The sequence below is a fragment of the Streptomyces akebiae genome, assembly GCF_019599145.1.
Classification (GTDB): domain Bacteria; phylum Actinomycetota; class Actinomycetes; order Streptomycetales; family Streptomycetaceae; genus Streptomyces; species Streptomyces akebiae.
In genome coordinates this window covers 3,743,972-3,768,156 of the sequence record NZ_CP080647.1, presented here as the reverse complement: position 1 = coordinate 3,768,156, position 24,185 = coordinate 3,743,972, and the positions used below count along the sequence as shown (strand labels likewise).

The 24,185-nt window shown below is 71.4% G+C and carries 20 protein-coding genes; 11 read left to right on the top strand and 9 right to left on the bottom strand.

The features are described 5' to 3' along the window. Positions 1–26: 26 nt before the first annotated feature. Positions 27–593: a TetR/AcrR family transcriptional regulator gene (locus K1J60_RS16080; RefSeq protein WP_220651495.1), complete on the bottom strand. Its 567-nt coding sequence runs from the start codon at positions 591–593 to the stop codon at positions 27–29. A 174-nt stretch (positions 594–767) separates the two neighbouring features. Then, complete coding sequence (locus tag K1J60_RS16075; protein WP_220646824.1) at positions 768–2,540, bottom strand: acetyl/propionyl/methylcrotonyl-CoA carboxylase subunit alpha; 1,773 nt, start codon at positions 2,538–2,540, stop codon at positions 768–770. 393 nt (positions 2,541–2,933) lie between these two features. Between K1J60_RS16075 and K1J60_RS16070 the strand changes: the two genes are divergently transcribed. Next, the gene (locus K1J60_RS16070) at positions 2,934–3,407 is read left to right on the top strand and encodes a hypothetical protein (protein WP_220646823.1); all 474 of its coding nucleotides are present in this window, start codon (positions 2,934–2,936) and stop codon (positions 3,405–3,407) included. A 9-nt stretch (positions 3,408–3,416) separates the two neighbouring features. On the opposite strand, the gene K1J60_RS16065 is transcribed toward K1J60_RS16070, so the two are convergent. From K1J60_RS16065 to K1J60_RS16055, 4 genes are all read right to left on the bottom strand, one after another. Beyond that, a complete protein-coding gene (locus K1J60_RS16065; protein WP_220646822.1) occupies positions 3,417–4,037 on the bottom strand; it encodes a nucleoside triphosphate pyrophosphatase in 621 nt (206 codons plus the stop codon). Positions 4,038–4,317: 280 nt separating this feature from the next. Next, positions 4,318–4,446 carry a morphogenic membrane protein MmpB gene (gene mmpB, locus K1J60_RS45845; RefSeq protein WP_259407746.1) on the bottom strand — a complete coding sequence of 43 codons (129 nt, stop codon included), beginning with the start codon at positions 4,444–4,446 and terminating at the stop codon, positions 4,318–4,320. Positions 4,447–4,518: 72 nt separating this feature from the next. Next, a complete protein-coding gene (locus tag K1J60_RS16060; RefSeq protein ID WP_220646821.1) occupies positions 4,519–4,728 on the bottom strand; it encodes an acyl-CoA carboxylase epsilon subunit in 210 nt (69 codons plus the stop codon). 27 nt (positions 4,729–4,755) lie between these two features. Beyond that, a complete protein-coding gene (locus K1J60_RS16055; protein WP_220646820.1) occupies positions 4,756–6,354 on the bottom strand; it encodes an acyl-CoA carboxylase subunit beta in 1,599 nt (532 codons plus the stop codon). Positions 6,355–6,651: 297 nt separating this feature from the next. On the opposite strand from K1J60_RS16055, the gene K1J60_RS16050 reads away from it, so the two are divergent. Next, positions 6,652–7,539 carry a biotin--[acetyl-CoA-carboxylase] ligase gene (locus K1J60_RS16050; protein ID WP_220646819.1) on the top strand — a complete coding sequence of 296 codons (888 nt, stop codon included), beginning with the start codon at positions 6,652–6,654 and terminating at the stop codon, positions 7,537–7,539. A 458-nt stretch (positions 7,540–7,997) separates the two neighbouring features. Next, positions 7,998–9,161 carry an adenylate/guanylate cyclase domain-containing protein gene (locus tag K1J60_RS16045; RefSeq protein WP_220646818.1) on the top strand — a complete coding sequence of 388 codons (1,164 nt, stop codon included), beginning with the start codon at positions 7,998–8,000 and terminating at the stop codon, positions 9,159–9,161. 62 nt (positions 9,162–9,223) lie between these two features. On the opposite strand, the gene K1J60_RS16040 is transcribed toward K1J60_RS16045, so the two are convergent. Further along, entirely contained in the window at positions 9,224–10,084 is an 861-nt protein-coding gene (locus K1J60_RS16040; protein WP_220646817.1) for a hypothetical protein, read from the bottom strand. A gap of 308 nt (positions 10,085–10,392) precedes the next feature. Between K1J60_RS16040 and K1J60_RS16035 the strand changes: the two genes are divergently transcribed. The 3 genes from K1J60_RS16035 (at position 10,393) to hutH (ending at position 14,693) form a co-directional block, all read left to right on the top strand. Beyond that, positions 10,393–11,226, top strand: coding sequence for an enoyl-CoA hydratase/isomerase family protein (locus K1J60_RS16035; protein ID WP_220646816.1), 834 nt, complete (start codon positions 10,393–10,395; stop codon positions 11,224–11,226). Between the two features lie 382 nt (positions 11,227–11,608). Further along, positions 11,609–12,775 (top strand): GGDEF domain-containing protein, encoded by a 1,167-nt coding sequence (locus K1J60_RS16030; protein WP_220646815.1) that lies wholly within the window; start codon positions 11,609–11,611, stop codon positions 12,773–12,775. 379 nt (positions 12,776–13,154) lie between these two features. Further along, positions 13,155–14,693, top strand: coding sequence for a histidine ammonia-lyase (gene hutH, locus K1J60_RS16025; RefSeq protein WP_220651494.1), 1,539 nt, complete (start codon positions 13,155–13,157; stop codon positions 14,691–14,693). Positions 14,694–14,773: 80 nt separating this feature from the next. Here hutH and K1J60_RS16020 read toward each other — a convergent pair whose 3' ends face one another. Continuing rightward, complete coding sequence (locus K1J60_RS16020; protein WP_220646814.1) at positions 14,774–15,118, bottom strand: hypothetical protein; 345 nt, start codon at positions 15,116–15,118, stop codon at positions 14,774–14,776. A 110-nt stretch (positions 15,119–15,228) separates the two neighbouring features. Here K1J60_RS16020 and K1J60_RS16015 point away from each other — a divergent pair, with 110 nt between their 5' ends. The 5 genes from K1J60_RS16015 (at position 15,229) to K1J60_RS15995 (ending at position 23,124) form a co-directional block, all read left to right on the top strand. Further along, positions 15,229–15,573, top strand: coding sequence for a hypothetical protein (locus K1J60_RS16015; protein WP_220646813.1), 345 nt, complete (start codon positions 15,229–15,231; stop codon positions 15,571–15,573). 218 nt (positions 15,574–15,791) lie between these two features. Then, a complete protein-coding gene (locus tag K1J60_RS16010; protein WP_220646812.1) occupies positions 15,792–17,060 on the top strand; it encodes a L,D-transpeptidase in 1,269 nt (422 codons plus the stop codon). A gap of 171 nt (positions 17,061–17,231) precedes the next feature. After that, entirely contained in the window at positions 17,232–18,731 is a 1,500-nt protein-coding gene (locus K1J60_RS16005; RefSeq protein ID WP_220646811.1) for an ABC transporter permease, read from the top strand. A gap of 71 nt (positions 18,732–18,802) precedes the next feature. Beyond that, positions 18,803–19,486 carry an ABC transporter ATP-binding protein gene (locus K1J60_RS16000; protein WP_220646810.1) on the top strand — a complete coding sequence of 228 codons (684 nt, stop codon included), beginning with the start codon at positions 18,803–18,805 and terminating at the stop codon, positions 19,484–19,486. Positions 19,487–19,749: 263 nt separating this feature from the next. After that, positions 19,750–23,124: a S8 family peptidase gene (locus K1J60_RS15995; RefSeq protein WP_398683228.1), complete on the top strand. Its 3,375-nt coding sequence runs from the start codon at positions 19,750–19,752 to the stop codon at positions 23,122–23,124. A gap of 53 nt (positions 23,125–23,177) precedes the next feature. Here K1J60_RS15995 and K1J60_RS15990 read toward each other — a convergent pair whose 3' ends face one another. After that, on the bottom strand, positions 23,178–24,116 hold the full coding sequence (locus tag K1J60_RS15990) for a helix-turn-helix transcriptional regulator (protein ID WP_220646809.1): 939 nt from the start codon (positions 24,114–24,116) through the stop codon (positions 23,178–23,180). Positions 24,117–24,185 lie beyond the last annotated feature (69 nt).

The following is a 24,185-nucleotide window of genomic DNA, read 5'->3' as shown; positions in this document are numbered from 1 at the left end:
CGAGCCGCGTGGGCTCGGTCCGGCGGTCACGGCTTCAGGCCGCGCAAGGTCAGCGTCAGCAGGCGGTCGGCCAACTCCGGGTCGTCCGGGGTTTCCTCGGCCGCCAGCGCGATCGCGTGGGTGAGCTGGAGCAGATCGCCGATGGACACGTCGTCGCGTACGGCGTGAGCGTGTTGCGCCCGCCGGAGAAGGGCGGTGCCCGCCTCCCGGATGGGGGCGCAGCACCGGGCCAGGTCCGAGGGGTTCTCGGCCGCCGCGCGGGAGTCCGCGTACGAGACCGTCATCAGGGCCTGCGCCAGACCTCGGTACTCACCCGCGTGGGTGATGATGTCGCGCAACCAGGCGACGAGCGCCGTGCAGGGTCGGTCCGCGTGCAGATGTGCCTGGGCGCGGGCCAGCAGGTCGGAGACCGCCTCCTCGAAGACCGCGCTCAGGAGGGCCTGGCGGTTGGGGAAGTGGCGGTACAGGGTGCCGATGCCCACGTCCGCTCGGCGGGCGATGTCTTCGAGCGAGGCGGTCGTGCCGTGGGCCGCGAAGGCGAGGCGGGCCTCGGTGAGCAGGCGGTCGTGGTTGCGGCGGGCGTCCGCGCGCATCGGTCGGGTGGTCGGCAAGGACTCACCTGCTCTCTTCGCTGAGTGGTTGGTTCAGCCTAGGAGCTCGGGTGACTCAGGTAGGTGCGCGGGTGCGGGTCCGGTGGGGCTTCTCGCGCAGTTCCCCGCGCCCCTTGAGGGCGCAAAGCCTTGGGGCGCGGGGGTTGTGCGTGTGGGTCAGTCCTTGATTTCGCAGATGACGGCGCCGGAGGTGAGGGCGGCGCCGACTTCGGCGGTGAGGCCCTTGATGGTGCCGGAGCGGTGGGCGTTGAGGGGCTGTTCCATCTTCATGGCTTCCAGGACGACGACGAGGTCGCCTTCCTTGACTTCCTGGCCTTCTTCGACGGCGACCTTGACGATGGTGCCCTGCATGGGGGAGGCGAGGGTGTCGCCGGAGGCGGCCGGGCCGGACTTCTTGGCGGCGCGGCGTTTGGGCTTGGCGCCGGCGGCGAGGCCGGTGCGGGCCAGGGTCATGCCCAGGGCGGCGGGCAGGGAGACTTCCAGGCGTTTGCCGCCGACCTCGACGACGATGGTCTCGCGGTCGGCGTCGTCGTCGGTGTCGGTGTCGGCGGGGGCCGCGAAGGGCTTGATGTCGTTGACGAACTCGGTCTCGATCCAGCGGGTGTGGACGGTGAACGGTTCGGTGGAGCCGGTCAGTTCGGGGGCGAAGGCCGGGTCGGTGACGACCGTGCGGTGGAAGGGGATCGCGGTGGCCATGCCCTCGACGGTGAACTCCTGCAGCGCGCGGGCGGCGCGCTGCAGGGCCTGCTTTCGGGTGGCGCCGGTGACGACCAGTTTGGCGAGCAGGGAGTCCCAGGCCGGGCCGATCACGCTGCCGGCTTCCACGCCGGCGTCCAGGCGGACACCGGGGCCGGTGGGGGCGGTGAAGGTGGTGACGGTGCCGGGGGCGGGCAGGAAGCCCCGGCCGGGGTCCTCGCCGTTGATGCGGAACTCCAAGGAGTGTCCGCGCAGGGGCGGGTCGTCGTAGCCGAGTTCCTCGCCGTCGGCGATGCGGAACATCTCGCGGACCAGGTCGATGCCGGTGACTTCCTCGGTGACCGGGTGCTCGACCTGCAGGCGGGTGTTGACCTCCAGGAAGGAGATCGTGCCGTCGGCGCCGACGAGGAACTCCACCGTGCCGGCGCCGACGTAGCCGGCCTCCTTCAGGATCGCCTTCGACGCCGCGTACAGCTGTTCGTTCTGCGCCGGGGACAGGAAGGGGGCGGGGGCCTCCTCGACCAGTTTCTGGTGGCGGCGCTGCAGGGAGCAGTCACGGGTGGAGACCACGACCACGTTGCCGTGGGAGTCGGCCAGGCACTGCGTCTCCACGTGGCGGGGCTTGTCGAGGTAGCGCTCCACGAAGCACTCGCCCCGCCCGAACGCCGCGACCGCCTCACGCACGGCGGAGTCGTACAGCTCGGGCACCTCCTCCAGGGTGCGTGCCACCTTCAGACCGCGTCCGCCACCGCCGAAGGCCGCCTTGATCGCGATCGGCAGACCGTGCTCCCGCGCGAACGCCACGACCTCCTCCGCGCCCGCGACCGGGTCGGGAGTGCCCGCGACCAGCGGGGCGCCCGCACGCTGGGCGATGTGACGGGCCGCCACCTTGTCGCCCAGGTCACGGATCGCCTGCGGCGGCGGACCGATCCAGATCAGACCCGCGTCCAGGACCGCCTGCGCGAACTCCGCGTTCTCCGAGAGGAACCCATAGCCCGGGTGGACCGCGTCCGCACCCGCGTCCTTCGCCGCCTGGAGCACCTTGCCCATGTCCAGATAGCTGGTCGCCGGAGTGTCACCGCCCAACGCGAACGCCTCGTCCGCGGCCCGCACATGCAGCGCGTCCCGGTCCGGATCGGCATACACGGCCACGCTCGCGATCCCGGCGTCCCGGCACGCCCGGGCGACGCGGACAGCGATTTCGCCTCGGTTGGCGATCAACACCTTGCGCACGATGGCTCCCTCTCCTTGAAACAAGCCGAGTTTAGGGACTGCCGACACGGCGTTTCGACCCGTCCACAATGGTGAGCTTGCCCACACGGAGCGTGCATCGAGGCTCACTCAACCCGCGAAATCCCTTGTCGCACAGCATGGCGCAGGACCCCACACGAAGACCCTAGCCCTCTCATGTGGTCAAGGTCTCTGTGCGGCCGCGCTGCGGCCGGTTGGGTTTCTTTGTGGAGTCCCTACTAATGGCCCAACGATTCTTTGCTCTCGTAAGAACCCTTGTCCCGAGGTTTACCCGTTAGTAGCGTTCGCGATGTCCCGAACACCTACCTGGGGTAACGAGTGGGTGTGCGGGAGTGGTCGAGAGCGACAGGGCGAGAGCGGAAGTGGGTGGGGCCGGTGATCCGCAGACCGGTGGCGGTATTGACGGCGATCGTGCTGTTCGTGGAGGGGTTCGGGATCGCCGGGGTCCAGTGGCTTCTCGGCACCGTCGTCGACCGGCAGAAGATGTCGCTCGCCGGGCTGGATCCCGAGGCGATGTCCGTCTCCACGAAGGCCGGGGGTGTCCTCTTCGGCCTCTATTTCGTCTTCTGCGGCGTGGTCGCGCTGCTCGTGGCCGTGCGCAACAGGCCCCCCGCCGGGCTCGGCAGGATCCTGCTCATCAGCGTCGCCGTCGTGCACGGGCTGCTCGGGGCGCTCACCGTGGGGCTGGTCGGGTGGGGCGCGTTCGCGTTCATGATGGTGGTGCTGGGGCTGGTGCTGCTCACGCTGATGACGTACGACCGGCAGGACGGGGTCGCCGATGCCGTGCCGACCGGGCCCGAGGGGGCCGGCGGGCCGGAGCATGCCGCTCCGGCGGCGCCCGGGGCGTGAGGGTTCGCGTCAGTCGGTGCGAGGGGTCCAGAGGTCGGTGATGGCTACGCCGAGTCGGGCCAGCAGGCGGCGCAGCAGGGGGAGGCTGATGCCGATGACGTTGCCGTTGTCGCCCTCGATGCCGTCGATGAACGGGGCCGAGCGCCCGTCGAGGGTGAACGCGCCCGCCACATGGAGGGGCTCACCGGAGGCGACGTACGCGGCGATCTCCTCGTCCGTGGGGTCGCCGAAGTGGACGACCGTGGAGGCGGTCGCGGAGGTGTAGCGGCCGGTGGCGGTGTCGTAGACGCAGTGGCCGGTCTGGAGGGTGCCGGCGCGGCCGCGCATGGACTTCCAGCGGGCGGTGGCCTCCTCGGCGTCGGCGGGCTTGCCGAGTGCCTCGCCGTCGAGGTCGAGGACCGAGTCGCAGCCGATGACGAGAGCGCCCTTGACCTCGGGCTTCGCGGCGACGACGGAGGCCTTGGCCTCGGCGAGGGCGAGGGCGAGGTCCGCGGGGGTGGGGGCGGTCACGGCGTCCTCGTCGACACCGCTGACGATCACCTCGGGGGCGAGGCCGGCCTGGCGCAGGAGGTTGAGCCGGGCGGGGGACTGGGAGGCCAGGATCAGGCGGCGGGGGTGCGGAGCGGTCATGGGGATCAGGGTATTGCTTGGGGTCGTCGGGTGCGGGTGCGTGGGGGGTTGCTCGCGCAGTTCCTCGCGCCCCTGAGGGGGGTGCGACTCGTCCGTCGGCTGCGGGAGTGGGTGGGTCGGGGGCGCGCCGGGGGGTGTCCGTCCTCGGAACGGCGCGGAATCGGTTGGCTGGGAAGTGGCACGAGTTGACGCGCCAACCGCTGCGGGCGGACACCCCCCGACACGCCCCCTTCGCGCCGTACGCGGCCTGCCCGCCGTCGGGGTGCGCGTGGTGTGGTGGTCAGAGGATGCCCAGGACGAGCATGGCCACGAGCATGGCGCAGGCCATGAGGACGCCGAGCCGCCGAAGCATGGCCTGGGTGTCGCGCAGTTCCTTCGGCGGCTCGTTCTCAGGGTCGGACCAGAGCATGCTGCGATGGTGCGCCGCCCGGCGGGCCGGACGCCTGAGTACGCGTACTCAATTCGGTAGCGGAGGTTCCGCTCAGCCGGGCCAGTAGGTGCGGCTCCATGTGGTGGGGCCCGGCGCCGGCAGGCGGTGGGCGGCGATGCGGGACGGGTCGGACCAGGAGTCGCGGGGGGTGCGCGCGCCGGGTGGCTCGGTGGCCGCCGCCGCGGCGCGGGCGCGGACCACCGCCAGGGCGGCGGCCAGCTCCTCCGGGGTCGGGTTTCCACGAACGACCTTGATGGTCATGTCGGCTCCCTGCGGGGTTGGAGGTGGCTACAGGGGGATGTTGCCGTGCTTCTTCGGGGGGAGGGACTCGCGCTTGGTGCGGAGTTGGCGCAGGCCGCGGACGAGGTGGCGGCGGGTTTCGGAGGGCGGGATGACGGCGTCGACGTAGCCGCGTTCGGCTGCCGTGTAGGGGTTGAGGAGGGCGTCCTCGTACTCCTGGATGAGACGCGCGCGGACGGCCTCGCGCTCCTCGTCGGAGGCGGCGGCGATGGTGCGGCGGTGCAGGATGTTGACCGCGCCCTGGGCGCCCATCACGGCGATCTGGGCGGTGGGCCAGGCGAGGTTGAGGTCGGCGCCCAGGTGCTTGGAGCCCATGACGTCGTAGGCGCCGCCGAAGGCCTTGCGGGTGATCACCGTGATCAGGGGCACCGTGGCCTCGGCGTAGGCGTAGATGAGTTTGGCGCCGCGGCGGATGATGCCCTCGTGTTCCTGGCCGACGCCCGGGAGGAAGCCGGGGACGTCGACGAAGGTCAGGACGGGGACGTTGAAGGCGTCGCAGGTGCGCACGAAGCGGGCCGCCTTCTCGGAGGCGTCGATGTCCAGGCAGCCGGCGAACTGCATCGGCTGGTTGGCGACGATGCCGACCGGGTGGCCCTCGACGCGGCCGAAGCCGGTGAGGATGTTGGGGGCGAACAGGGCCTGGGTCTCGAAGAACTCGCCGTCGTCCAGGACGTGTTCGACCACCGTGTGCATGTCGTACGGCTGGTTGGCGCTGTCCGGCACGAGGGTGTCGAGTTCGCGGTCCTCGTCGGTCAGGGCGAGGTCCGCCTGCTCGGGGAAGGCCGGGGGCTCGCTGAGGTTGTTGGAGGGCAGGTACGACAGGAGCTGCTTGACGTACTCGATGGCGTCCTTCTCGTCGCCCGCCATGTGATGGGCCACGCCCGAGGTGGCGTTGTGGGTGCGGGCACCGCCCAGTTCCTCGAAGCCGACGTCCTCGCCGGTGACCGTCTTGATGACGTCCGGGCCGGTGATGAACATGTGCGAGGTCTGGTCGACCATCACGGTGAAGTCGGTGATCGCGGGCGAGTACACCGCGCCGCCCGCGCACGGGCCCACCACGAGGCTGATCTGGGGGATGACACCGGAGGCGTGGGTGTTGCGGCGGAAGATCTCGCCGTACATGCCCAGGGCCATGACGCCCTCCTGGATACGGGCACCGCCGGAGTCGTTGATCCCGATCACCGGACAGCCCGTCTTCAGCGCGAAGTCCATCGCCTTCATGATCTTCTGGCCGAAGACCTCGCCCAGGGATCCGCCCAGGACGGTGAAGTCCTGGGAGAACACGGCCACCGGGCGGCCGTCGACCGTGCCGTAACCGGTGACGACGCCGTCGCCGTAGGGGCGGTTGTCCTCCATGCCGAAGTCGGTGGAGCGGTGCCGGGCGAACTCGTCGAACTCCACGAAGGAGTCCTCGTCGAGAAGCAGTTCGATCCGCTCACGGGCCGTCAGCTTGCCCTTGGCGTGCTGCTTCTCCACCGCGCGCTCGGAGCCGGCGTGCGTCGCCTCGTGGATACGGCGCTGCAGATCCGCGAGCTTCCCCGCGGTGGTGTGAATGTCGGTGCTTGCTGACGCTTCCGGCTCGGACATCGGGATGCGGCTCCCTGCCTGCTCATGGGGACGTGAGGGATCGGTCGTACGTACTGCGGGGTGTGCTCAGACGTGGGTGGGGTTACTCATCCGTAGCGTAGTGGTGTGCCTACCGTTCGGCAGTGCGGCGTTTACCACACTCCCGACCCCTTCCGTCCGTCCGCTCGGAGCGTCGCGGCGGGACGTCGGAGGGGTGACATCACGAGAGTGATCGAGCGCCCGTGAACCTCAGCCGGTCCGGGCCGGAATCCCTCCCCTTCTCGCGAGACGGAGGATGTCAAACCTAGGGTGGGTCGCATGACGATCCCACCAGGTGCACAAGGCGACCCGTCCGACGGACCGGGTGAGCCGAGGTCGGACCGCTGGTCCGACCTCGACCGGCCGCCCCTCAACTCCGCCTCCCTGCGCCGGGCCCTGGTCCGGGAGGGAGGGCTGTGGAGCTCCCTGGACGTGGTGCCCGTCATCGGTTCCACCAACACCGATCTCGCGGGGCGGGCCGACCGGCTTCCCGAGGGCGCGGTGCTCGTCGCCGAGGAGCAGAACGCGGGCCGGGGCCGCCTCGACCGCGTCTGGACCGCGCCACCACGCTCCGGCCTGTTCTTCTCCGTCCTCCTCAAGCCGACCGAGGTGCCCGTCCGGCACTGGGGCTGGCTGCCGCTCCTCACCGGCGTCGCCGTCGCGACCGGGCTGTCCCGGGCCGCCGGTATCGACACGGCACTCAAGTGGCCCAACGACCTGCTGGTGACCGTGCGGGGCGAGGAGCGCAAGGCCGGCGGCATCCTGGCGGAGCGCGCGGGCACGGAGGGTGTCGTCATCGGGATCGGCATCAACGTCAGCCTGCGCGAGGACGAGTTGCCGGTGCCCGCGGCCGGGTCGCTGGCGCTCGCCGGCGCCGTGACCACGGATCGTGACCCCTTGCTGCGGGCCGTGCTGCGGTCGCTGGAGGAGTGGTACCGGCGGTGGCGGGCCGCCGGGGGCGATCCGTCCGAGAGCGGCCTCCAGGAGACCTACGCCGCGGGCTGCGCGACGCTGGGGCGCACCGTGCGCGCCGAGCTGCCCGGGGACCGGTCGGTGGTGGGGGAGGCCGTGGCCGTGGACGGGGACGGGCGGCTGGTTCTCGCCACGGAGGACGGGGTGCAGGAGCCGGTGGGAGCGGGGGACATCGTGCATCTGCGGGCTGTGTGACGGGGTGGCTGAGGGATGGGTGCGGGTTGGGGGGGGCTGACAGGGGTCCTGTCAGGGGTGGGTGTGGGTGCGGGTCGTGTGACCGGTGCGTGCTGTGGGGCGGGTGTGGGTGGTGGAAGGTGGCGTGCCGGGTGATGTGTGGGTGGGGTGGGGGCTGGGGACTCGGGGGTGGTGCCGGATGGGTGGGTGCTTCGCTCACCGGCGCCTACCGGTGCCGCCCGCGCCCACCCGTGCCGCCCCAGCGGCACGACTGCCACCAGCACGGGGGCGGCTGAGTGCCGCCCGCGGTCGGGGCGGCTGAGCGGCTGTGCGCGGTTGCGGGGGCGGCGGCGTCAAGGGCTGAGACGGTGGGGGGTAGCCACCATCGGCCCCACCTGACGGAGTGAGCTGGCGCACACCTGCCGTAGAGTTGAGGCCGGTCGAGTACGTGACCGCGGGAGATCGGAAGGGCAGCAGGAGTGAGCGTCGAGGACACGGGCTCCGGCACGGACGCGGATGGCCGCGTGGAGCCGCCCCCTCTCTCGGCTTCGCTCGAGCGGGGCGAGCCCCACGGCGTGGACGCCGACGAGGAGGACCCGCTGGCGCTGCGGCTCGAAGGGCTGATCCTCGGGGCCGAGCGCCGGTACACCCCTTTTCAGGCGGCGCGCAGCGCCGGGGTTTCCATGGAGCTGGCGTCCCGTTTCTGGCGGGCCATGGGCTTCGCGGACATCGGTCAGGCCAAGGCGCTGACCGAGGCCGACGTACTCGCGCTGCGGCGACTCGCCGGTCTTGTGGAGGCGGGGCTGCTGAGTGAGGCCATGGCGGTGCAGGTGGCCCGTTCGACCGGGCAGACCACGGCCCGGCTGGCCGAATGGCAGATCGACTCCTTCCTGGAGGGGCTGACCGAGCCGCCGGAGCCGGGGATGACCCGGACCGAGGTGACGTATCCGCTGATCGAGCTGTTGCTGCCGGAGCTGGAGGAGTTCCTCGTCTACGTCTGGCGGCGTCAGCTGGCCGCGGCCACCGGCCGGGTCGTCCAGGCCGCGGACGACGAGGAGATGGTCGACCGGCGCCTCGCGGTCTGCTTCGCGGATCTCGTCGGGTTCACACGGCTGACCCGTCGTATGGAGGAGGAGGAACTCGGCGAGCTGGTCGAGGCCTTCGAGACCACGGCGGCGGACCTGGTGGCGGCGAACGGGGGGCGGCTCATCAAGACCCTCGGGGACGAGGTGCTGTATGCCACGGACGACGCGGGTGTCGCCGCCGAGATCGCGCTGCGCCTCATCGAGACCATGGCCAATGACGAGACCATGCCGGAGCTGCGCGTCGGCATGGCTTTCGGCACGGTGACGACGCGGATGGGCGACGTCTTCGGTTCCACGGTGAACCTCGCGAGCCGGCTCACCTCGATAGCGCCGAAGGACGCGGTCCTCGTCGACGGGGCCTTCGCCGAGGAACTGACCCGTACGGGCGAGGCGCCCGCCTCCGAGGCCGAGGCCGCCGAAGCCGCGGCCGCGGCGGAGAAGGAAGGCGAGGAACCTCCGACCTACCGCTTCGCCCTCCAGCCCATGTGGCAACGACCGGTGCGCGGGCTGGGAGTGGTCCAGCCGTGGCTGCTCACGCGGAGGCCGGGGAAGACGTGAGGGTGAGGGGCCGCCGGGTGGGCGGCTCCTTTTCGTTGTGTGGCTGTGGCGGCCGATTTCCGTTACCTGCTCAGGGCGTCGTTGACGCATAGGCCCACGATCGGGACGCAGAGGCCCGGCTTCGTGGGCTTCGTGGGCGTGGTGGTCGTGTCGCCGGGGGCGGTCGGTGTGGTCGGGGAGTCGGGTGTGGTCGGTTGCTGCGGGGCCGCCGCCACGGGCTGGGTGGGTGCGGGAGCGGTGGGGCGGGGGGCTTCCGGGGCGCGGGGCGCCGTGGGCGTGTCCGGGGCCGGTGGGGTTCTGGGGACATCGCGGGCGCCGGGGGCGGAGGGGATGTCGACGCCGATGGACGGGGCGGGTCGGTAGGCGGACGGGGTCGGTGTGGGGGTGGGCGCTCCCGATGACGGGGGCCGATGTCCGGGCTTGGGGTTTCCGCCGCCCATCGGGGTGTCCGCGGTCGGGGTGCCCGCGTCGGCGGAGGGCTCGCCGCCCACGGTGGTCCCGGCCTCGGTCGTCCCGTCCGTGACGTCGTCCGCCGCACTCGGTGCCGGGCCCACGGCACCGGCGCCGCCGACCGGGTCCGACGTCAGCCGTACGAGGCTCAGCGCCCCTGCCGCCAGCGCCATCCCGCCCACCGCGAACAGCAGCTTCCGGGGGCGAGGCCGCCGGTGCCTGCCTCGCGGGCGGGGGGCGGGGTGGTCGGGGGTGTGACCGACCTGGTGCGGGGGTCCCGTGGAGGTCCCGGCCACGGTCGGGGCGAAGGGCGTCGTGCGGTTGGCCGGCGCTGCGGACGGCTTCCAGCGCGGCGAGGCCGTCTGCGCTGCCGCGGGGGAAACTGCTCCCGTCGGTGGCTGCGGTGGCTGCGGTGGCCGCTGTGGCGCCCGTGGTGTGGTCTGCGTCGGCCGGGTGGCCGTGGTCGTCGTCATGGTTCGTCCCTCCCCTGCGCCCCCGTCCCTCGGTGCGCCTATGGCGGAGCGCAGGTTATGCGCCGGGATGGGCTGTGTGGCCGGAGAAGGCCCGGGTGTCACCCGTACGGGGAAAAGGTCGCCAGGGTTTGTCAATGGGCCGCTTCGCCGGGGCTCCCGTTGGGGTGGCCGCAGGACTCACGGCTGACGCCACCACCGAGTGCCTGCCGAGCCCGGCGCATCCGCCGGGCGGTCAGGGTTTCGTCCGCCGAGGGTGGCTGGGATGATCGAGGTGGCGTTTGTTAACTGTCGTTAACTGGGAGGGTGTCATGGGTTCGGATGCGGATGCGGGTGCGGGTGCGGGGCAGGCGGGAGAGCGGCGGTTCGGGGAGTTCGTCCTGGTGCGGCGGCACGGCTATGTCGCCGAACTCGCGCTGGACCGGCCCAAGGCCATGAACGCCGTGTCGACCGACATGGCCCGCTCCGTCGCGACGGCGTGCGACGCGCTCGCCGCCGACCGGGACGTACGCGTCGTCGTGGTGACGTCGACGCACGAGCGGGCGTTCTGCGTGGGCGCGGATCTGAAGGAGCGGAACTCCTTCAGCGATGCCGACCTGGTGCGGCAGCGGCCCGTCGCCCGCGGCGCGTACACCGGCGTACTGGAGCTGCCGATGCCCACGATCGCCGCCGTGCACGGCTTCGCGCTGGGCGGCGGCTTCGAACTCGCCCTGTCCTGCGATCTGATCGTGGCCGACCGTACGGCGGTGGTGGGGCTGCCCGAGGTGTCGGTGGGGGTGATCCCGGGCGGCGGGGGCACGCAGTTGCTGCCGCGTCGGGTGGGGGCCGCGCGGGCCGCCGAGCTGATCTTCACGGCGCGGCGGCTGGAGGCCGAGGAGGCGCGGGAGTTGGGGCTCGTGGACCAGTTGGTGGAGGCGGGGCAGGACCGGGCGGAGGCCTTGGCGCTGGCCGAGCGGATCGCCGTGAACTCACCCGTCGGGCTGCGCGCGGCCAAGCGCGCGCTGCGGCTGGGGCACGGCCTCGACCTGCGGGCCGGTCTGGAGGTCGAGGACGCGGCCTGGCGTTCGGTCGCGTTCTCCGGTGACCGGGCCGAGGGCGTGGCCGCCTTCAACGAGAAGCGCAAGCCGGCCTGGCCGGGGGAGTGAGCGAGCGCCCGCCGGGCGCGCCGGGGGTGCGGTGGCGGGGCATCTGGGAGGCGGCGGAAGCGGGGGAGGGCGCCGGGGCAGGACAGGGCGGGGTGGGGTGGGGTGGGCCGGGCGTACGGTCGGTCGGGGTGGTCCGACTGCCGCGGACGTGCGTGTTCGGTCCGGCGCGGGTCGGATGTCGCCGGTCGGTGGATGAGGTGCGCTTCGTGTCGGGGCGTGAGCGGCGCTCGGGGCTGCGCGGAGGCGGTGGCACGGGGGCGTGCGCCCCGGCGGGGTGCGGGAGGGCCCGCACCCCGCCCTTTCGGCTTCGGCGCTCGTGGTCCGTACCCCTGTTCGCCCCACTAACGTCCCGAATCAGGGCAAAGCTACCTAGCCTGGGGTGATGGGAGAGGACAGGCGGCTGAGGGCCGTGGTGGCGTTGGCGCGGGGGATGGCGGGGGCGCGCACGTCGCGTGAGACGTGGTGGGCGGCCGCGGACGGATCGTGCCGGGCGCTGTCGGGGAGCTTCGCCGCGCTGTCCGTGTGGGAGCGGGAGCGTGGGCTGCTGCGGGTGCTGGTGAACGTGGGGAACCGGGCGCCCGACGAGGAGGAGTTTCCGGAGGACGAGACATATCCCGTGCACGAGTTCCCGGAGATCGCGGAGTTCCTGCACGAGCGGTGGCTGGAGGGGGGTGAGCCCAACGCCTGGGTGGAGACGGCCGCGGGGCCGGTCGGCGGGCGGCCCGGCGGCTACTGCCATCAGCGGGTCGCCGCGCTGCGCCGCCGTGGACGCGGCTGCTGCGTGGTGGCGCCCGTCGTGCTGAACGGCCGGGCGTGGGGCGAACTGTATGTGGCCCGGCCCGCCGGGGAGCCCGTCTTCCATGGTGACGACGCCGCGTTCGCCACCGTGCTCGCCTCGGTCGTGGCGGCCGGGCTCGCGCAGTCCGAGCGGCTGGAGGAGGCCCGGCGGCTCGCCTTCACCGACCCCCTGACCGGGCTGGGCAACCGGCGCGCTGTCGACCTCCGGCTCGACGAGGCGATGGAGGCGCACCGGAGTGACGGCACGGTGATCAGCCTCGTCGTCTGCGACCTCAACGGGCTGAAGAAGGTCAACGACTCCTACGGGCACGCGATGGGCGATCAACTGCTGGAGCGATTCGGCTCCGTGTTGTCGCGGTGCGCGGCCGAACTGCGCGGCGTGCTGGTGGCGCGGCTCGGCGGGGACGAGTTCTGTCTGCTCGCGGTGGGGCCGTCGTCGGACGATGTGGTGCGGGTCGCCGGAGATCTGTGCGTGCGGGCGCGGGAGCTGGAGCCGGGGGACGGGGTCGCCTGCGGGGTCGCGTCCACCGGGGACGCGATCGGGCCCCTGCGCTCGGCCCGGCGGCTCTTCCGGCTGGCTGACGCGGCGCAGTACCGGGCCAAGGCCGCGGGATCCGTCGAACCGGTCGTCGCGGGACGTGAGGGGGAGGGCGCCGAGGATCCGGTGGTGAGTCTCGCCGACCGGCCGCCCGCACCGGTCGACCCCGCACACCCGGGGGACCGGCGCCGCATTCGAGGGCGCCGGTCCTAGGGCGGGCCGCGCGTCGGGTCGAGTCGGCGCGCGGACCTGGGCTGCCCACGGCCAAGGGGGGAGTGGGCCGTGGGCCGGTCCGAGGTCGGAGGGGCGGGCAGGACGGGACGAGGGTGGGACGTGGTCCGGTGAGTGGTGCGGCCCGCCTCGCCGATGCCTCGACCCTACTCGCGCATCAGGACCGCCAAGGCTCTGACCTGGGGATTCTGATCAATCTCTGAGCAATCCCTGATCAATCTCCGATCGTTCCCCGATCGTTCTCCGAGCGGACTCCGATCTACGCGGATTGCGGAGCGCGGTGGGTAAGGAGCCCCTGTGATGTTCGGTCGTGACATTCGGCGATTCAGTCCCTACGATCCTGAATATGGATATGCACTCTGTGGACACGGTGGTCCTCGGGACGTCCGGGGTCACCGCGGCGGACGTCCTCGCCGTGGCGCGCGCCGGCGCCCGGGTCGAGCTCTCCGACGAGGCGGTGGCGGCCCTCGCCGCGGCGCGCGAGATCGTGGACGCGCTGGCGGCCAAGCCGGAGCCCGTCTACGGCGTCTCCACCGGCTTCGGCGCCCTCGCGACCCGGCACATCAGCCAGGAGCTGCGCGCCCGGCTCCAGCGCAACATCGTCCGCTCCCACGCGGCCGGTATGGGGCCGCGCGTGGAGCGCGAGGTCGTCCGCGCGCTGATGTTCCTGCGGCTGAAGACCGTCTGCTCCGGCCGGACCGGCGTACGGCCCGAGATCGCGCAGACCATGGCCGACGTGCTCAACGCCGGCATCACCCCCGTCGTCCACGAGTACGGCTCCCTCGGCTGCTCCGGCGACCTGGCGCCGCTCTCCCACTGCGCGCTCACCCTGATGGGCGAGGGCGACGCCGAGGGCCCGGACGGCGTCGTACGGCCGGCCGGTGAGCTGCTCGCCGAACACGGCATCGCGCCCGTCGAGCTGCGCGAGAAGGAGGGGCTGGCCCTCCTCAACGGCACCGACGGCATGCTCGGCATGCTGGTCATGGCGCTCGCCGACCTGGAGCTGCTGTACACGTCGGCCGACATCACCGCTGCGATCTCGCTGGAGGCGCTGCTCGGCACGGACCGGGTCCTCGCACCCGAGCTGCACGCCATCCGTCCCCACCCGGGGCAGGCCGCCTCCGCGGCCAACATGCTCGCCGTGCTGAAGGGGTCGGGGCTCACCGGGCACCACCAGGACGACGCGCCCCGGGTCCAGGACGCCTACTCCGTGCGGTGCGCTCCGCAGGTGGCCGGGGCCGGGCGGGACACCGTCGCGTACGCCCGGCTCGTCGCGGAGCGGGAGTTGGCGGCGGCCGTCGACAATCCCGTGGTCCTGCCGGACGGCCGGGTCGAGTCCAACGGGAACTTCCACGGCGCGCCGGTCGCGTACGTCCTCGACTTCCTCGCCATCGCGGTGGCGGACCTCGCGTCGATCGCGGAGCGGCGGACCGACCGGCTGCTCGACAAGAACCGGTCGCACGGGCTGCCGCCGTTCCTCGCGGACGACGCCGGGGTCGACTCCGGGCTGATGATCGCGCAGTACACGCAGGCGGCGCTGGTCAGTGAGTTGAAGCGGCTGGCCGTGCCGGCGTCGGCCGACTCGATCCCGTCCTCCGCGATGCAGGAGGACCATGTGTCGATGGGGTGGGCGGCGGCGCGGAAGCTGCGGACCGCCGTGGACGGCCTGGCGCGGGTGCTGGCGGTCGAGTTGTACGCGGGGACGCGGGGCGTGGAGCTGCGGGAGGGTCTGGTGGCCGCGCCGGCGACTCGGGCCGTGGTGGAGGCGTTGCGGGGGGCCGGGGTCGAGGGACCCGGGCCGGATCGGTTCCTCGCGCCTGATCTGGCGTTGGCCGAGGGGTTCGTTCGGGACGGGCGGTTGGTGGTGGCCGCGGAGTCCGTCACCGGGGTGCTCGCCTGAGTTGTTTTCGGGGTGCGGGTCCGTGGGGGTCCTCGCGCAGTTCCCCGCGCCCCTGAAAAGCTCGCCGGAGCGGCAGACGGTTACACGCCGCCCACCGGGCCGAAATCCTCGCGTTCGCGGCGGATCGCGTACGCGAGGAAGCCCGCGCCGACGCCCAGCAGGGCGGTGCCGCCGATGACGTAGGGGGTCGTGTTCGGGCTGCCGGTGTCGGCGAGTTCGCGGGTTTCGCCGCCGCTCGCGTCCGCGTCCGCGTCACCGACGGCCGATGTGTCGGCCGCCGTGGTCGTCCGGTCGCGTATGGCCGCCTCGTCCTGGGTCGCGTTGGCGGACGGCACGAACCAGAGGGCACCCAGGAGGGTGCCCGCGGCGGTGGCGGTCAGCAGCGATCGGCGGGCGGTGGACGACGCGCGACGTGCGACGGACACGGAATATCGATCCCCTTGTGGCGCTGGCGAATTGGCCGTAGGGAGCGATGCTAATGAAAGGCGCGGGTCGTGGGAAAGTCGCGTGACCTGTGAGCCGTACGCTCCGGAGCATGAGTACTACGGAGACATCACAGTTTGTCCGCCTTCGCGTGGAGTTGGTGGTCGAAGTCGAGAACGTCGAGGCCATCACCGGGGCCGCATTGCGACGGATCGCGGACGACTCCGATATGCCCGCCGATGAGCGGGTACACGCCGAGAGCGCGGTGACGGAGGACACGGCGGAGGCCCTCGCCTATCTGGTCGACCCGTTCGACCTGGTCGGGGACGTGCCGGGGGTCGAACTCGCCCAGGCCTCCTGGAGCAGCGAAGGCATCGACTACGACCCCGATTCGCCGGAATGGGGTCTCGACGAGGATGATGATCGGGAGGACGAGGAGGAAGACGGACTCGGCTGAGCGGCTTGGGAGATTGATGACCCCGGGCGGCAACCGCCACCCGGGGTTCCTTCGTCTCATGAGTCGCACCAGTCACTGGCGCACCGCCGCCGGGTCGCCGTCGATCCGTTGCGGGTGGAGTGGCGTATCCCACATATCCGCTTCGGCGGAACGGCTCGGTGCCGCAGTGGTGTTTAAGTGCTTACGGGGATCTTCGGGGTTTTGGGGATTCGGCAACGATGGAGAAGCGTGTGATGACGAACAGTAAGCGGCGCAGGGGCCTCACGGTCGCGTCCGCACTGCTCGGCGGGGTGCTGGTGCTCTCTGCGTGCAGCGGGGGTGACAGCGACAACGCGTCCGGGAACGACAGCGGGGACTCCTCGCAGGCTCAGGCCGACAAGGCGGCGGCCGAGAAGACCTCCGAGGCGGACATCAAGATCACGCCGAAGGACGGCTCGGACAACGCCTCCATCAACAACTCGGCCAAGGTCACCGTGAGCAAGGGCACGCTCACGGACGTGAAGATGACCACCGCCGAGGGCGCCGCCGTCGAGGGTGAGATATCCGCGGACAAGAAGAGCTGGGCCCCGAGCGCACAGCTGGAGCGGTCCACCAGCTACAAGATCACGGCCGCGGCCCAGGACTCCGAGGGGCGCGAGGCCCACGAGAACTCCTCGTTCACCACGGTCTCCCCGGCCAACAGCTTCATCGGCAACTTCACGCCCGAGGACGGCTCCACGGTCGGCGTCGGCATGCCGGTCTCGATCAATTTCGACAAGGCGATCACCAACAAGGTCGAGGTCCAGAAGGGGATCACCGTCTCCAGCAGCTCCGGCCAGGAGGTCGTGGGGCACTGGTTCAACGCCAACCGCCTCGACTTCCGCCCCGAGGACTACTGGCAGGAGAACTCCACCGTCACCCTGAAGCTCGCGCTCGACGGGGTCGAGGGCGCCGAGGGTGTCTACGGTGTGCAGCAGAAGACGGTCACCTTCAAGATCGGCCGCAACCAGGTCTCCGTGGTCGACGCCAAGACCAAGACGATGAAGGTCATGCAGGACGGAAAGGTCGTCAAGACCATCCCGATCTCCGCCGGTTCGCCCGAGAACAAGACGTACCAGGGCGTCATGGTGATGTCGGAGAAGTTCAAGGAGACGCGCATGAACGGCGCGACCGTGGGCTTCACCGACGACGACGGCAAGGGTGAGTACGACATCAAGGACGTGCCGCACGCCATCCGCCTCACCACGTCCGGGACGTTCATCCACGGCAACTACTGGGGCGCCGACTCCGTCTTCGGCAACGTGAACACCAGCCACGGCTGCGTCGGTCTGAACGACACCAAGGGTGCCAACGACAAGGGCACGGCCGGCTACTGGTTCTACAACAACTCGATCGTCGGTGACGTCGTGGACATCCGGAACACCGGTGACAAGACGGTCGCCCCGGACAACGGCCTCAACGGCTGGAACCTGGACTGGGCCGCCTGGAAGGCGGGCTCGGCGGTCTGATCCGCCGCGGCCGTACGACTTCGATCGCCGGCCGTACGACTTCGATGCCGTCCCAGGGGGTGCTCCACCCCCAGGGGCGGCATCGCTGTCTGCGGGGTCGCCCACAGGGTTCTCATCAGGCTCTTATCTCGGGCTTATCCCTTCATCACGCGGCGTACCTAGCTTGCCGCCATGTTCTTCACCTACCTGAGGCGCGAACTGCGCCGCCGCAGAAAGGCGGCGCTCGTCGTCGCCTCCGGCCTCGCCCTGGGCATCGCGCTGGTGATCGTCGTCAGTTCCGTGTCCTCGGGCATGGAGAAGGCCCAGGGCACAGTGCTCCAATCCCTGTACGGCCTGGGTACGGACATGACCGTCACCAAGGCCGCCGCCGCGCCCGGTGAGAACGGCGGCGAACGCCCCCGGTTCGAGTTCGACGCCCAGGACGACGACTCCGACGAGCAGCAGAGCAGCGATCTCGTCCGGGTCCAGGGCTTCACGACGCTGGCGAGCTCGACCGTCACCGAGGTCGGTGAGCAGCAGGGCGTCGCGGAGGCCGTCGGTGGGCTCAGCCTCCAGGTCATCAAGGTGGACGGGCAGTTCCGGCGGGGTCAGTTCCAGCAGGACGAGGGGGCCGGGGGCCGGCAGCAGGGCGGACCCGGCGCCGGTCAGAGCGGCGGCACCGGGCAGCCCCAGGGGCGGGTCGAGGGCGGCGGCGCCGAGTTCGACGTCGACAACTACTCCGTCTACGGCACGGACGTCACCGAGCCCGCGCTGGGCCCGCTGACCTCCTCGAAGATCACCAGCGGTCGTACGTTCAAGACGTCCGAGACGAACGCCAAGGTGGTCGTCGCGGACAAGTCGTACGCCAAGGAGAAGGAGCTGAAGGTCGGGGGCAGCGTCACGATCAACAGCGTCACGTACGAGGTCATCGGGATCGCGACGCCCGACAGCGGGGACGCGGCGGCCAACCTCTACATGCCGCTCGAGCAGGCGCAGACGCTCAGCGACTCCAAGGACAAGGTCACCACGATCTACGTCAGGGCGAGCGACTCGCAGCGGATCGACAGCGTCAAGGCGGCCATCCAGAAGAACATCTCCGGGACGACCGTCACCACCTCCGCCGATCTCGCCGACACGGTCTCCGGATCGCTGTCCACCGCGTCCGACCTCGCCTCCAACGTCGGCAAGTGGCTGTCGATCGCGGTGCTCGTGGCCGCGTTCCTGGTGGCAGGGCTGCTCACCTCGTCGGCCGTGTCCCGGCGGGTGCGGGAGTTCGGCACGCTCAAGGCGCTGGGGTGGAAGTCGGGGCGGGTGACCCGGCAGGTCGTCGGTGAGGCCGTCGTCAACGGGCTCGTGGGCGGTGCGCTCGGGATCGCGCTGGGGCTCGGTGGCGCCTACGCGGTGACGGCGATCAGCCCGACGCTGCAGGCGGAGGTCGGGGCGACCGGCGGTGGGTTCGGTGGCGGACCCGGCGGCGGTGGGCCCGGTGGCTTCGCCGGCGGGGGTGGGCCCGGTGGCGGAGGCCAGGCCGCATCGAACGCGCTGGAAGTGGCGCTCACGGCACCCGTCAGCGTCACGACGATCGGTATGGCGGTGGGGCTCGCCGTCGCGGGTGGGTTGATCGCGGGGGCGTTCGGAGGATGGCGCGCCTCCCGGCTGCGGCCGGCGGACGCGTTGCGGCGCGTGGAGTAGACGGGCCCGGCGGCACGACCGCCCGCGGCTGGATCAGCTACCAACCCTCTTACGTCTTCCGGGAGTTGCACATGTACGTACTCAGTGGCGTCACCAAGCGGTACGCGCGCGGCAAGGACACCGTGACCGCGCTCGACGGGGTCGACCTCACCATCGCCGACGGGGATCGGCTGGTCATCCAGGGGCCCACCGGGGGCGGAAAGTCCACGCTGCTCCAGATGCTCGGGGGGTTGGACAAGCCGTCCGACGGGAGCGTCGAGCTCGACGGGACCGATCTGGCGAGGCTGTCGGAGGCGAAGCTCACGAAGGTGCGGAGCGAGAACATCGGGTTCGTGTTCCAGAGCTTCAATCTGATCCCGACGCTGACCGCGCAGGAGAACGTCGAGACGGCTCTGGTGCCGCTCGGGGTGAGGACGAAGGAGCGGCGGGACCGAGCCGCCGAGGCGCTCGAGTCGGTGGGGCTGGGCGAGCGGCTGGGGCATCTGCCGGCCGAACTGTCGGGTGGTCAGCAGCAGCGCGTCGCGATCGCCCGCGCGCTGGTGAAGCGGCCGAAGGTGCTGCTCGCGGACGAGCCCACCGGCAACCTCGACGAGTCCACGCGCGACGAGATCATGGAGGTCCTGGAGACGCTGTGGAAGGAGCACGGGCTCACTTTCATCATGGTCACCCATGATTCCGTCCTGGCGAAGAAGGCCCCCAGGGTCGCGACGATCCGCAAGGGGCGGATCACGGTGAAGGAGAACGCCGGGACGTGAGCCGAGGGATCTCCCGGGCGCCTCAGGTGTCCCGGGCGTCGTCGGCGCTCTCGGGACGCGGGGCGCGTGGGCGCGGAGTCCGGGGCGCGTGCGGGTCGCGCGTGGCCCGGAGTTCGCCGCTTTGCGCCCAGTCGCGAGGCATGTGGCACGAGTTGACCCCCGGTCATACTGCGTAGACCGGGGGGAATTGACGCGTATGTGTGCGGACGGTCCCCTGGCCGGATTAACCGGGTCAACCGGATCAGCGGGCTCAAGGGGGAGACTTGCGCAGACATGCGAAGCGCGCGCGTACGGCCGCGACCGCCATGGCGTCGGCCGTGCTGGTGACGGCGGGAACGACCCTGGGGACGACGGCGGGCCTGACCAGCCCGGCGTCCGCGATATCCGAGAGTGCCACCGGCTCGGCCCTGGCCGGCCCCGATACCCGAGGCGGGGGAGCCGGGGTGAGCCATCGCATCACCCTCGTCACCGGTGACCGCGTGCTCGTCGACGCCGAGGGACGGGTGCTGGGCCTGGAGCGGGCGAAGGGCCGTGAGGGTGTGCCGGTGCAGGTGCGCACGGCCGACGGCCACACCTATGTGCTGCCGGCCGACGCCGCCCGGCTCATCGCCACCGGACGGGTCGACAAGCGGCTCTTCGACGTCACCGTGCTGAACCGTGCGGCGACCCGCACCTCCCAGAAGCAGGGCCTCAAACTGATCGTCGGCTACTCGGGAACCGCCGCGGACGCCCGCGCCGACGTTCGGCACGCCGGCGACACCGAGGTCCGGCGCACCCTGAAGACCCTGAACGCCGACGCGGTGCTCACCCCGAGGGACGATGCCGCCGAGCTGTGGAAGGCGGTCACCGACGCCGACGGCACCACCGCCACCGGGGTCGCGAACCTCTGGCTGGACGGCGTCCGCAAGGTCAGCCTCGACACCTCGGTCTCCCGGATCGGCGCCCCCAAGGCCTGGAAGGCGGGCTTCGACGGCAAGGGCGTCACCATCGCCGTCCTGGACACGGGCGTCGACGCCACCCATCCCGACCTCAAGGGCCAGGTGACGGCCGCCAAGAACTTCTCCACCTCGCCCGACACCACCGACGCATACGGTCACGGCACGCACGTCGCCTCCATCGCGGCGGGCACGGGGGCGAGGTCCAAGGGCCGGTACAAGGGCGTCGCGCCCGGTGCCGAGCTGCTCAACGGCAAGGTGCTGAGCGACGAGGGCTACGGCGACGACTCCGGCATCATCGCGGGCATGGAGTGGGCCGCCGAGCAGGGCGCCGACGTCGTCAACCTCAGTCTGGGCGGCGGCGACACCCCCGAGGTCGACCCGATGGAGGCGCAGATCAACAAGCTCTCCGCCGAGAAGGGCATCCTCTTCGCGGTCGCCGCCGGCAACGAGGGCGACGGGGAGCGGACGGTCGGCTCGCCGGGCAGCGCGGCCGCCGCCCTCACCGTCGGCGCCGTCGACGACAAGGACGAACTCGCCCCGTTCTCCAGCCGGGGCCCCGGGATGGACGGCCGGATCAAGCCCGACGTGACCGCGCCCGGTGTCGCCGTCACCGCCGCCGCGGCGCCGGGCAGCGTCATCGACGAGGAGGTCGGCCAGAAGCCCGAGGGATACCTGACCATCTCCGGCACGTCGATGGCCACCCCGCACGTCGCGGGCGCCGCCGCCCTCCTCAAGCAACAGCACCCGGACTGGACGTACGCCGAACTGAAGGCCGTCCTCGTCGCGTCCGCCAAGGGCGGCCCGTACACGCCGTTCGAGCAGGGCTCGGGCCGGATCCGTGTCGACCGGGCGATCAAGCAGCGGGTGATCGCCGACCCGGTCTCGCTCGACTTCGGCGTCCAGAAGTGGCCGCACACCGACGACAAGCCGGTGACCAGGAAGCTCACCTACGAGAACCTCGGCACCAAGTCCGTCACGCTCGGCCTGACGGTCACCGGCATCGCGCCGAACGGCAAGCCCGCCCCGGCCGGCTTCTTCCGGCTCGGCGCGAAGAAGGTCACCGTCCCGGCGCGCGGCAGCGCCACCGTGAAGGTCACCGTCGACACCAGGCTCGGCGGCGGCCTCGACGGGGCCTACTCGGCGTACGTCGTCGCCGAGGGCGGCGGCCAGAGTGTCCGCACGGCGGCGGCCGTGCACCGCGAGGAGGAGTCGTACGACGTCACGCTGAGGATGATCGACCAGGACGGCAGGCCCGCCGTGCACCACATGCTCGACCTCACCGGGATCTCCGGGCTCGCCGAGGGCACGTGGTTCACCCCGTACGACAAGGACGGCACCGTCGAGCTGCGGGTGCCGGAGGGGACGTACATCTTCAATGCCGGGATCGTCGTGGACCCGAAGGATCACGGCAAGGGGGCGGCCTGGCTGTCCCGGCCGACGCTCACCGTCGACCGGACGACCTCCCTCACGCTGGACGCCCGCAAGACGAAACCCGTGGACATCACCGTCCCCGACACCGCCGCCGAACCGGCCTTCGCGGCACCGGAGTTCACCCTGCGGGCGGGCGGCAGCGGGTACACCTTCGGATGGCTGCTCGACACGTACGAGGGGTTCCGCACCGCGCACCTCGGTCCGAAGATCACCGGCGGCCGGCTCAGCCAGAACTGGGTGGGCCAGTGGACCGCCGGCGACACCGCGCAGTGGGCCGTCGCCACCGGCGGCGAGGTCGCGAAGCTCGCCACCGGCTTCACCAAGCGCTGGAAGAAGGGCGAGCTGTCCACCGTGCGGACCGGCCTGGGCTCCTCCGCGGCGGGGAAGACGGGCGCCGTCATCCCCTGGGCCTGGCTACCCGACAGCCCGGGCTCACCCGCCGTCGGCGTCCCACAGCCGCTGCCCGGCACCCGCACGCTGTACCTGTCCGCCGTGCGCGGGGTGAAGTGGAGCCTCGACTTCGAGCAGTACGGCGCCGAGGACGAACAGGGCTTCCCGCTCCTGGACGCGTACTACACGACCGGCGACAGCCACACCTTCAAGGCGGGCCGGACGTACACACGGACCTTCAACGTCGGTGTCATCGGCCCCAAGATCGCCGGGTTCCACGGCATCCGCCGCGACGGGAACCTTGTGTACGGCCTGCTGCCGATGTTCGCCGACGGGCGCGGGCACGCCGGGGCCTCCTTCTACGAGAAGGTCACGACGGTCCTCCACCGCAACGGCGAGAAGCTCGCGTCCGGCGAGGACGCGCTGGACGGGTCGGGGCAGTTCAAGGTACCGGCGGGCCTCGCCACCTACCGTCTGACGACGTCCATCTCCCGGTCCGCCGACCTGGCCAGGGCCTCCTCCCGGATCGACGCGAGCTGGACGTTCACATCGCGGAAGACCGCGGGCGACACGAAACTCCCGGTCTCCACCGTCCGCTTCGGCGCCCCGTTCCTGGGGCTCGACAGCACCGCCCCGGCCGGCACCGAAGGCATAGTCCGCGTCACCGTGCAGGGCGCGGCCAGGGGCGAGAACCTCAAGTCGCTGGCCGTGTACGTGTCCGGTGACGGCAAGAAGTGGACGAAGGCCGCCCTGAAGAACGGCAGGTTCACCCAGAAGGCTCCGGCGGCGGGCAAGAGCGTCTCGCTGCGAGCCGTGGTCACCGACAAGAAGGGGAACAAGTCGACGGTGACGATCCACGACGCGTACTTCGGCAGGTGAGAGACGCGTCGAGGGCTGTCACCGGCAGGGCGGGCGACGCCGTGGCCAGGCGGCTACGGCGTCGCCGTCGACGCGCGGGTCGCGTCCGTGCCCCAGCTTGCCAGGAGACGCAGGGCGTCGGCGGAGGGGGAGCCCGGTTCGGCGTGGTAGGTGATCAGGGTCTGCTCGTGGTCGTCGGGAAGGTGGAACGTCTCGAAGGAGAGGGTGAGTTCACCGACCAGGGGGTGGTGCATGCGCTTCACCCCGTGGCTCTTCTCCTTCACGTCGTGCGTCGCCCACAGCCGCCGGAACTCCTCGCTCTTCACCGACAGCTCGCCCACCAGCGCCGACAGCAGCGGATCGTCCGGATGACAGCCCGCGTCCATCCGCAGATAGCTGACGATGTCGGCCGCCTTCTGGTCCCAGTCGACGTACAGGTCCCGGTAGTCGGGCCGCAGGAACACCATCCGCGCCCAGTTCCGTTCCTGCGCCGGCAGCGCCGACCAGTCCCCGAACACCGCCGCCGCCATCCGGTTCCACACCAGGATGTCCGAGCGCCGGCCCGTGACGTACGCGGGAACGCCGTCCAGAGTGTCGATCAGCTGCCGCAGGGCGCCCCGCACCTGCTGCGGCCGGGCCGACCGCTTCTTCTTGTGCGCCTTGGGCTTCGCGAGATGCGTGAGATGGGCGTGCTCCGCGTCGTTCAGCCGGAGGGCACGCGCGATGGAGTCGAGCACCTCCGCCGACACATTGCGCCCGTTGCCCTGCTCCAGCCGCGTGTAGTACGCCACCGACACCCCGGCGAGCTGCGCCAGCTCCTCCCGGCGCAGCCCGGGAACGCGGCGGTGCCGCCCGAAGGTCGGCAGGCCCACGTCCTCCGGCTGCAGCCGGGCCCGCCGGGTGCGCAGGAACTCGCTGAGCTCGGCACGCCGGTCCAGCGCCCCGGCGGTCTGACCGGTCTGACCGGTCAGACCGGCCTGGGGCTCCTGTGCGGCTTCGGGCTGTTCGTCCATACGGCAAGTATTCACGGTCGTACGACCAAGCAGGCCGGTGAGCCTGACCCCACCAGTGGTAGGACCGCC

What these genes read in the sequence shown, in the direction of transcription:
- K1J60_RS16005 (WP_220646811.1), top strand. Translation starts at nt 17,232, where the DNA reads ATGTTCTTCACCTACCTGAGGCGCGAACTGCGCCGCCGCAGAAAGGCG.
- K1J60_RS16000 (WP_220646810.1), top strand. Translation starts at nt 18,803, where the DNA reads ATGTACGTACTCAGTGGCGTCACCAAGCGGTACGCGCGCGGCAAGGAC.
- K1J60_RS16080 (WP_220651495.1), bottom strand. Translation starts at nt 593, where the DNA reads ATGCGCGCGGACGCCCGCCGCAACCACGACCGCCTGCTCACCGAGGCC.
- mmpB (WP_259407746.1), bottom strand. Translation starts at nt 4,446, where the DNA reads ATGCTCTGGTCCGACCCTGAGAACGAGCCGCCGAAGGAACTGCGCGAC.
- K1J60_RS16030 (WP_220646815.1), top strand. Translation starts at nt 11,609, where the DNA reads ATGGGAGAGGACAGGCGGCTGAGGGCCGTGGTGGCGTTGGCGCGGGGG.
- K1J60_RS16040 (WP_220646817.1), bottom strand. Translation starts at nt 10,084, where the DNA reads ATGACGACGACCACGGCCACCCGGCCGACGCAGACCACACCACGGGCG.
- K1J60_RS16035 (WP_220646816.1), top strand. Translation starts at nt 10,393, where the DNA reads ATGGGTTCGGATGCGGATGCGGGTGCGGGTGCGGGGCAGGCGGGAGAG.
- K1J60_RS16015 (WP_220646813.1), top strand. Translation starts at nt 15,229, where the DNA reads ATGAGTACTACGGAGACATCACAGTTTGTCCGCCTTCGCGTGGAGTTG.
- K1J60_RS15990 (WP_220646809.1), bottom strand. Translation starts at nt 24,116, where the DNA reads ATGGACGAACAGCCCGAAGCCGCACAGGAGCCCCAGGCCGGTCTGACC.
- K1J60_RS16010 (WP_220646812.1), top strand. Translation starts at nt 15,792, where the DNA reads ATGGAGAAGCGTGTGATGACGAACAGTAAGCGGCGCAGGGGCCTCACG.
- K1J60_RS16055 (WP_220646820.1), bottom strand. Translation starts at nt 6,354, where the DNA reads ATGTCCGAGCCGGAAGCGTCAGCAAGCACCGACATTCACACCACCGCG.
- K1J60_RS16060 (WP_220646821.1), bottom strand. Translation starts at nt 4,728, where the DNA reads ATGACCATCAAGGTCGTTCGTGGAAACCCGACCCCGGAGGAGCTGGCC.
- K1J60_RS16065 (WP_220646822.1), bottom strand. Translation starts at nt 4,037, where the DNA reads ATGACCGCTCCGCACCCCCGCCGCCTGATCCTGGCCTCCCAGTCCCCC.
- K1J60_RS16050 (WP_220646819.1), top strand. Translation starts at nt 6,652, where the DNA reads ATGACGATCCCACCAGGTGCACAAGGCGACCCGTCCGACGGACCGGGT.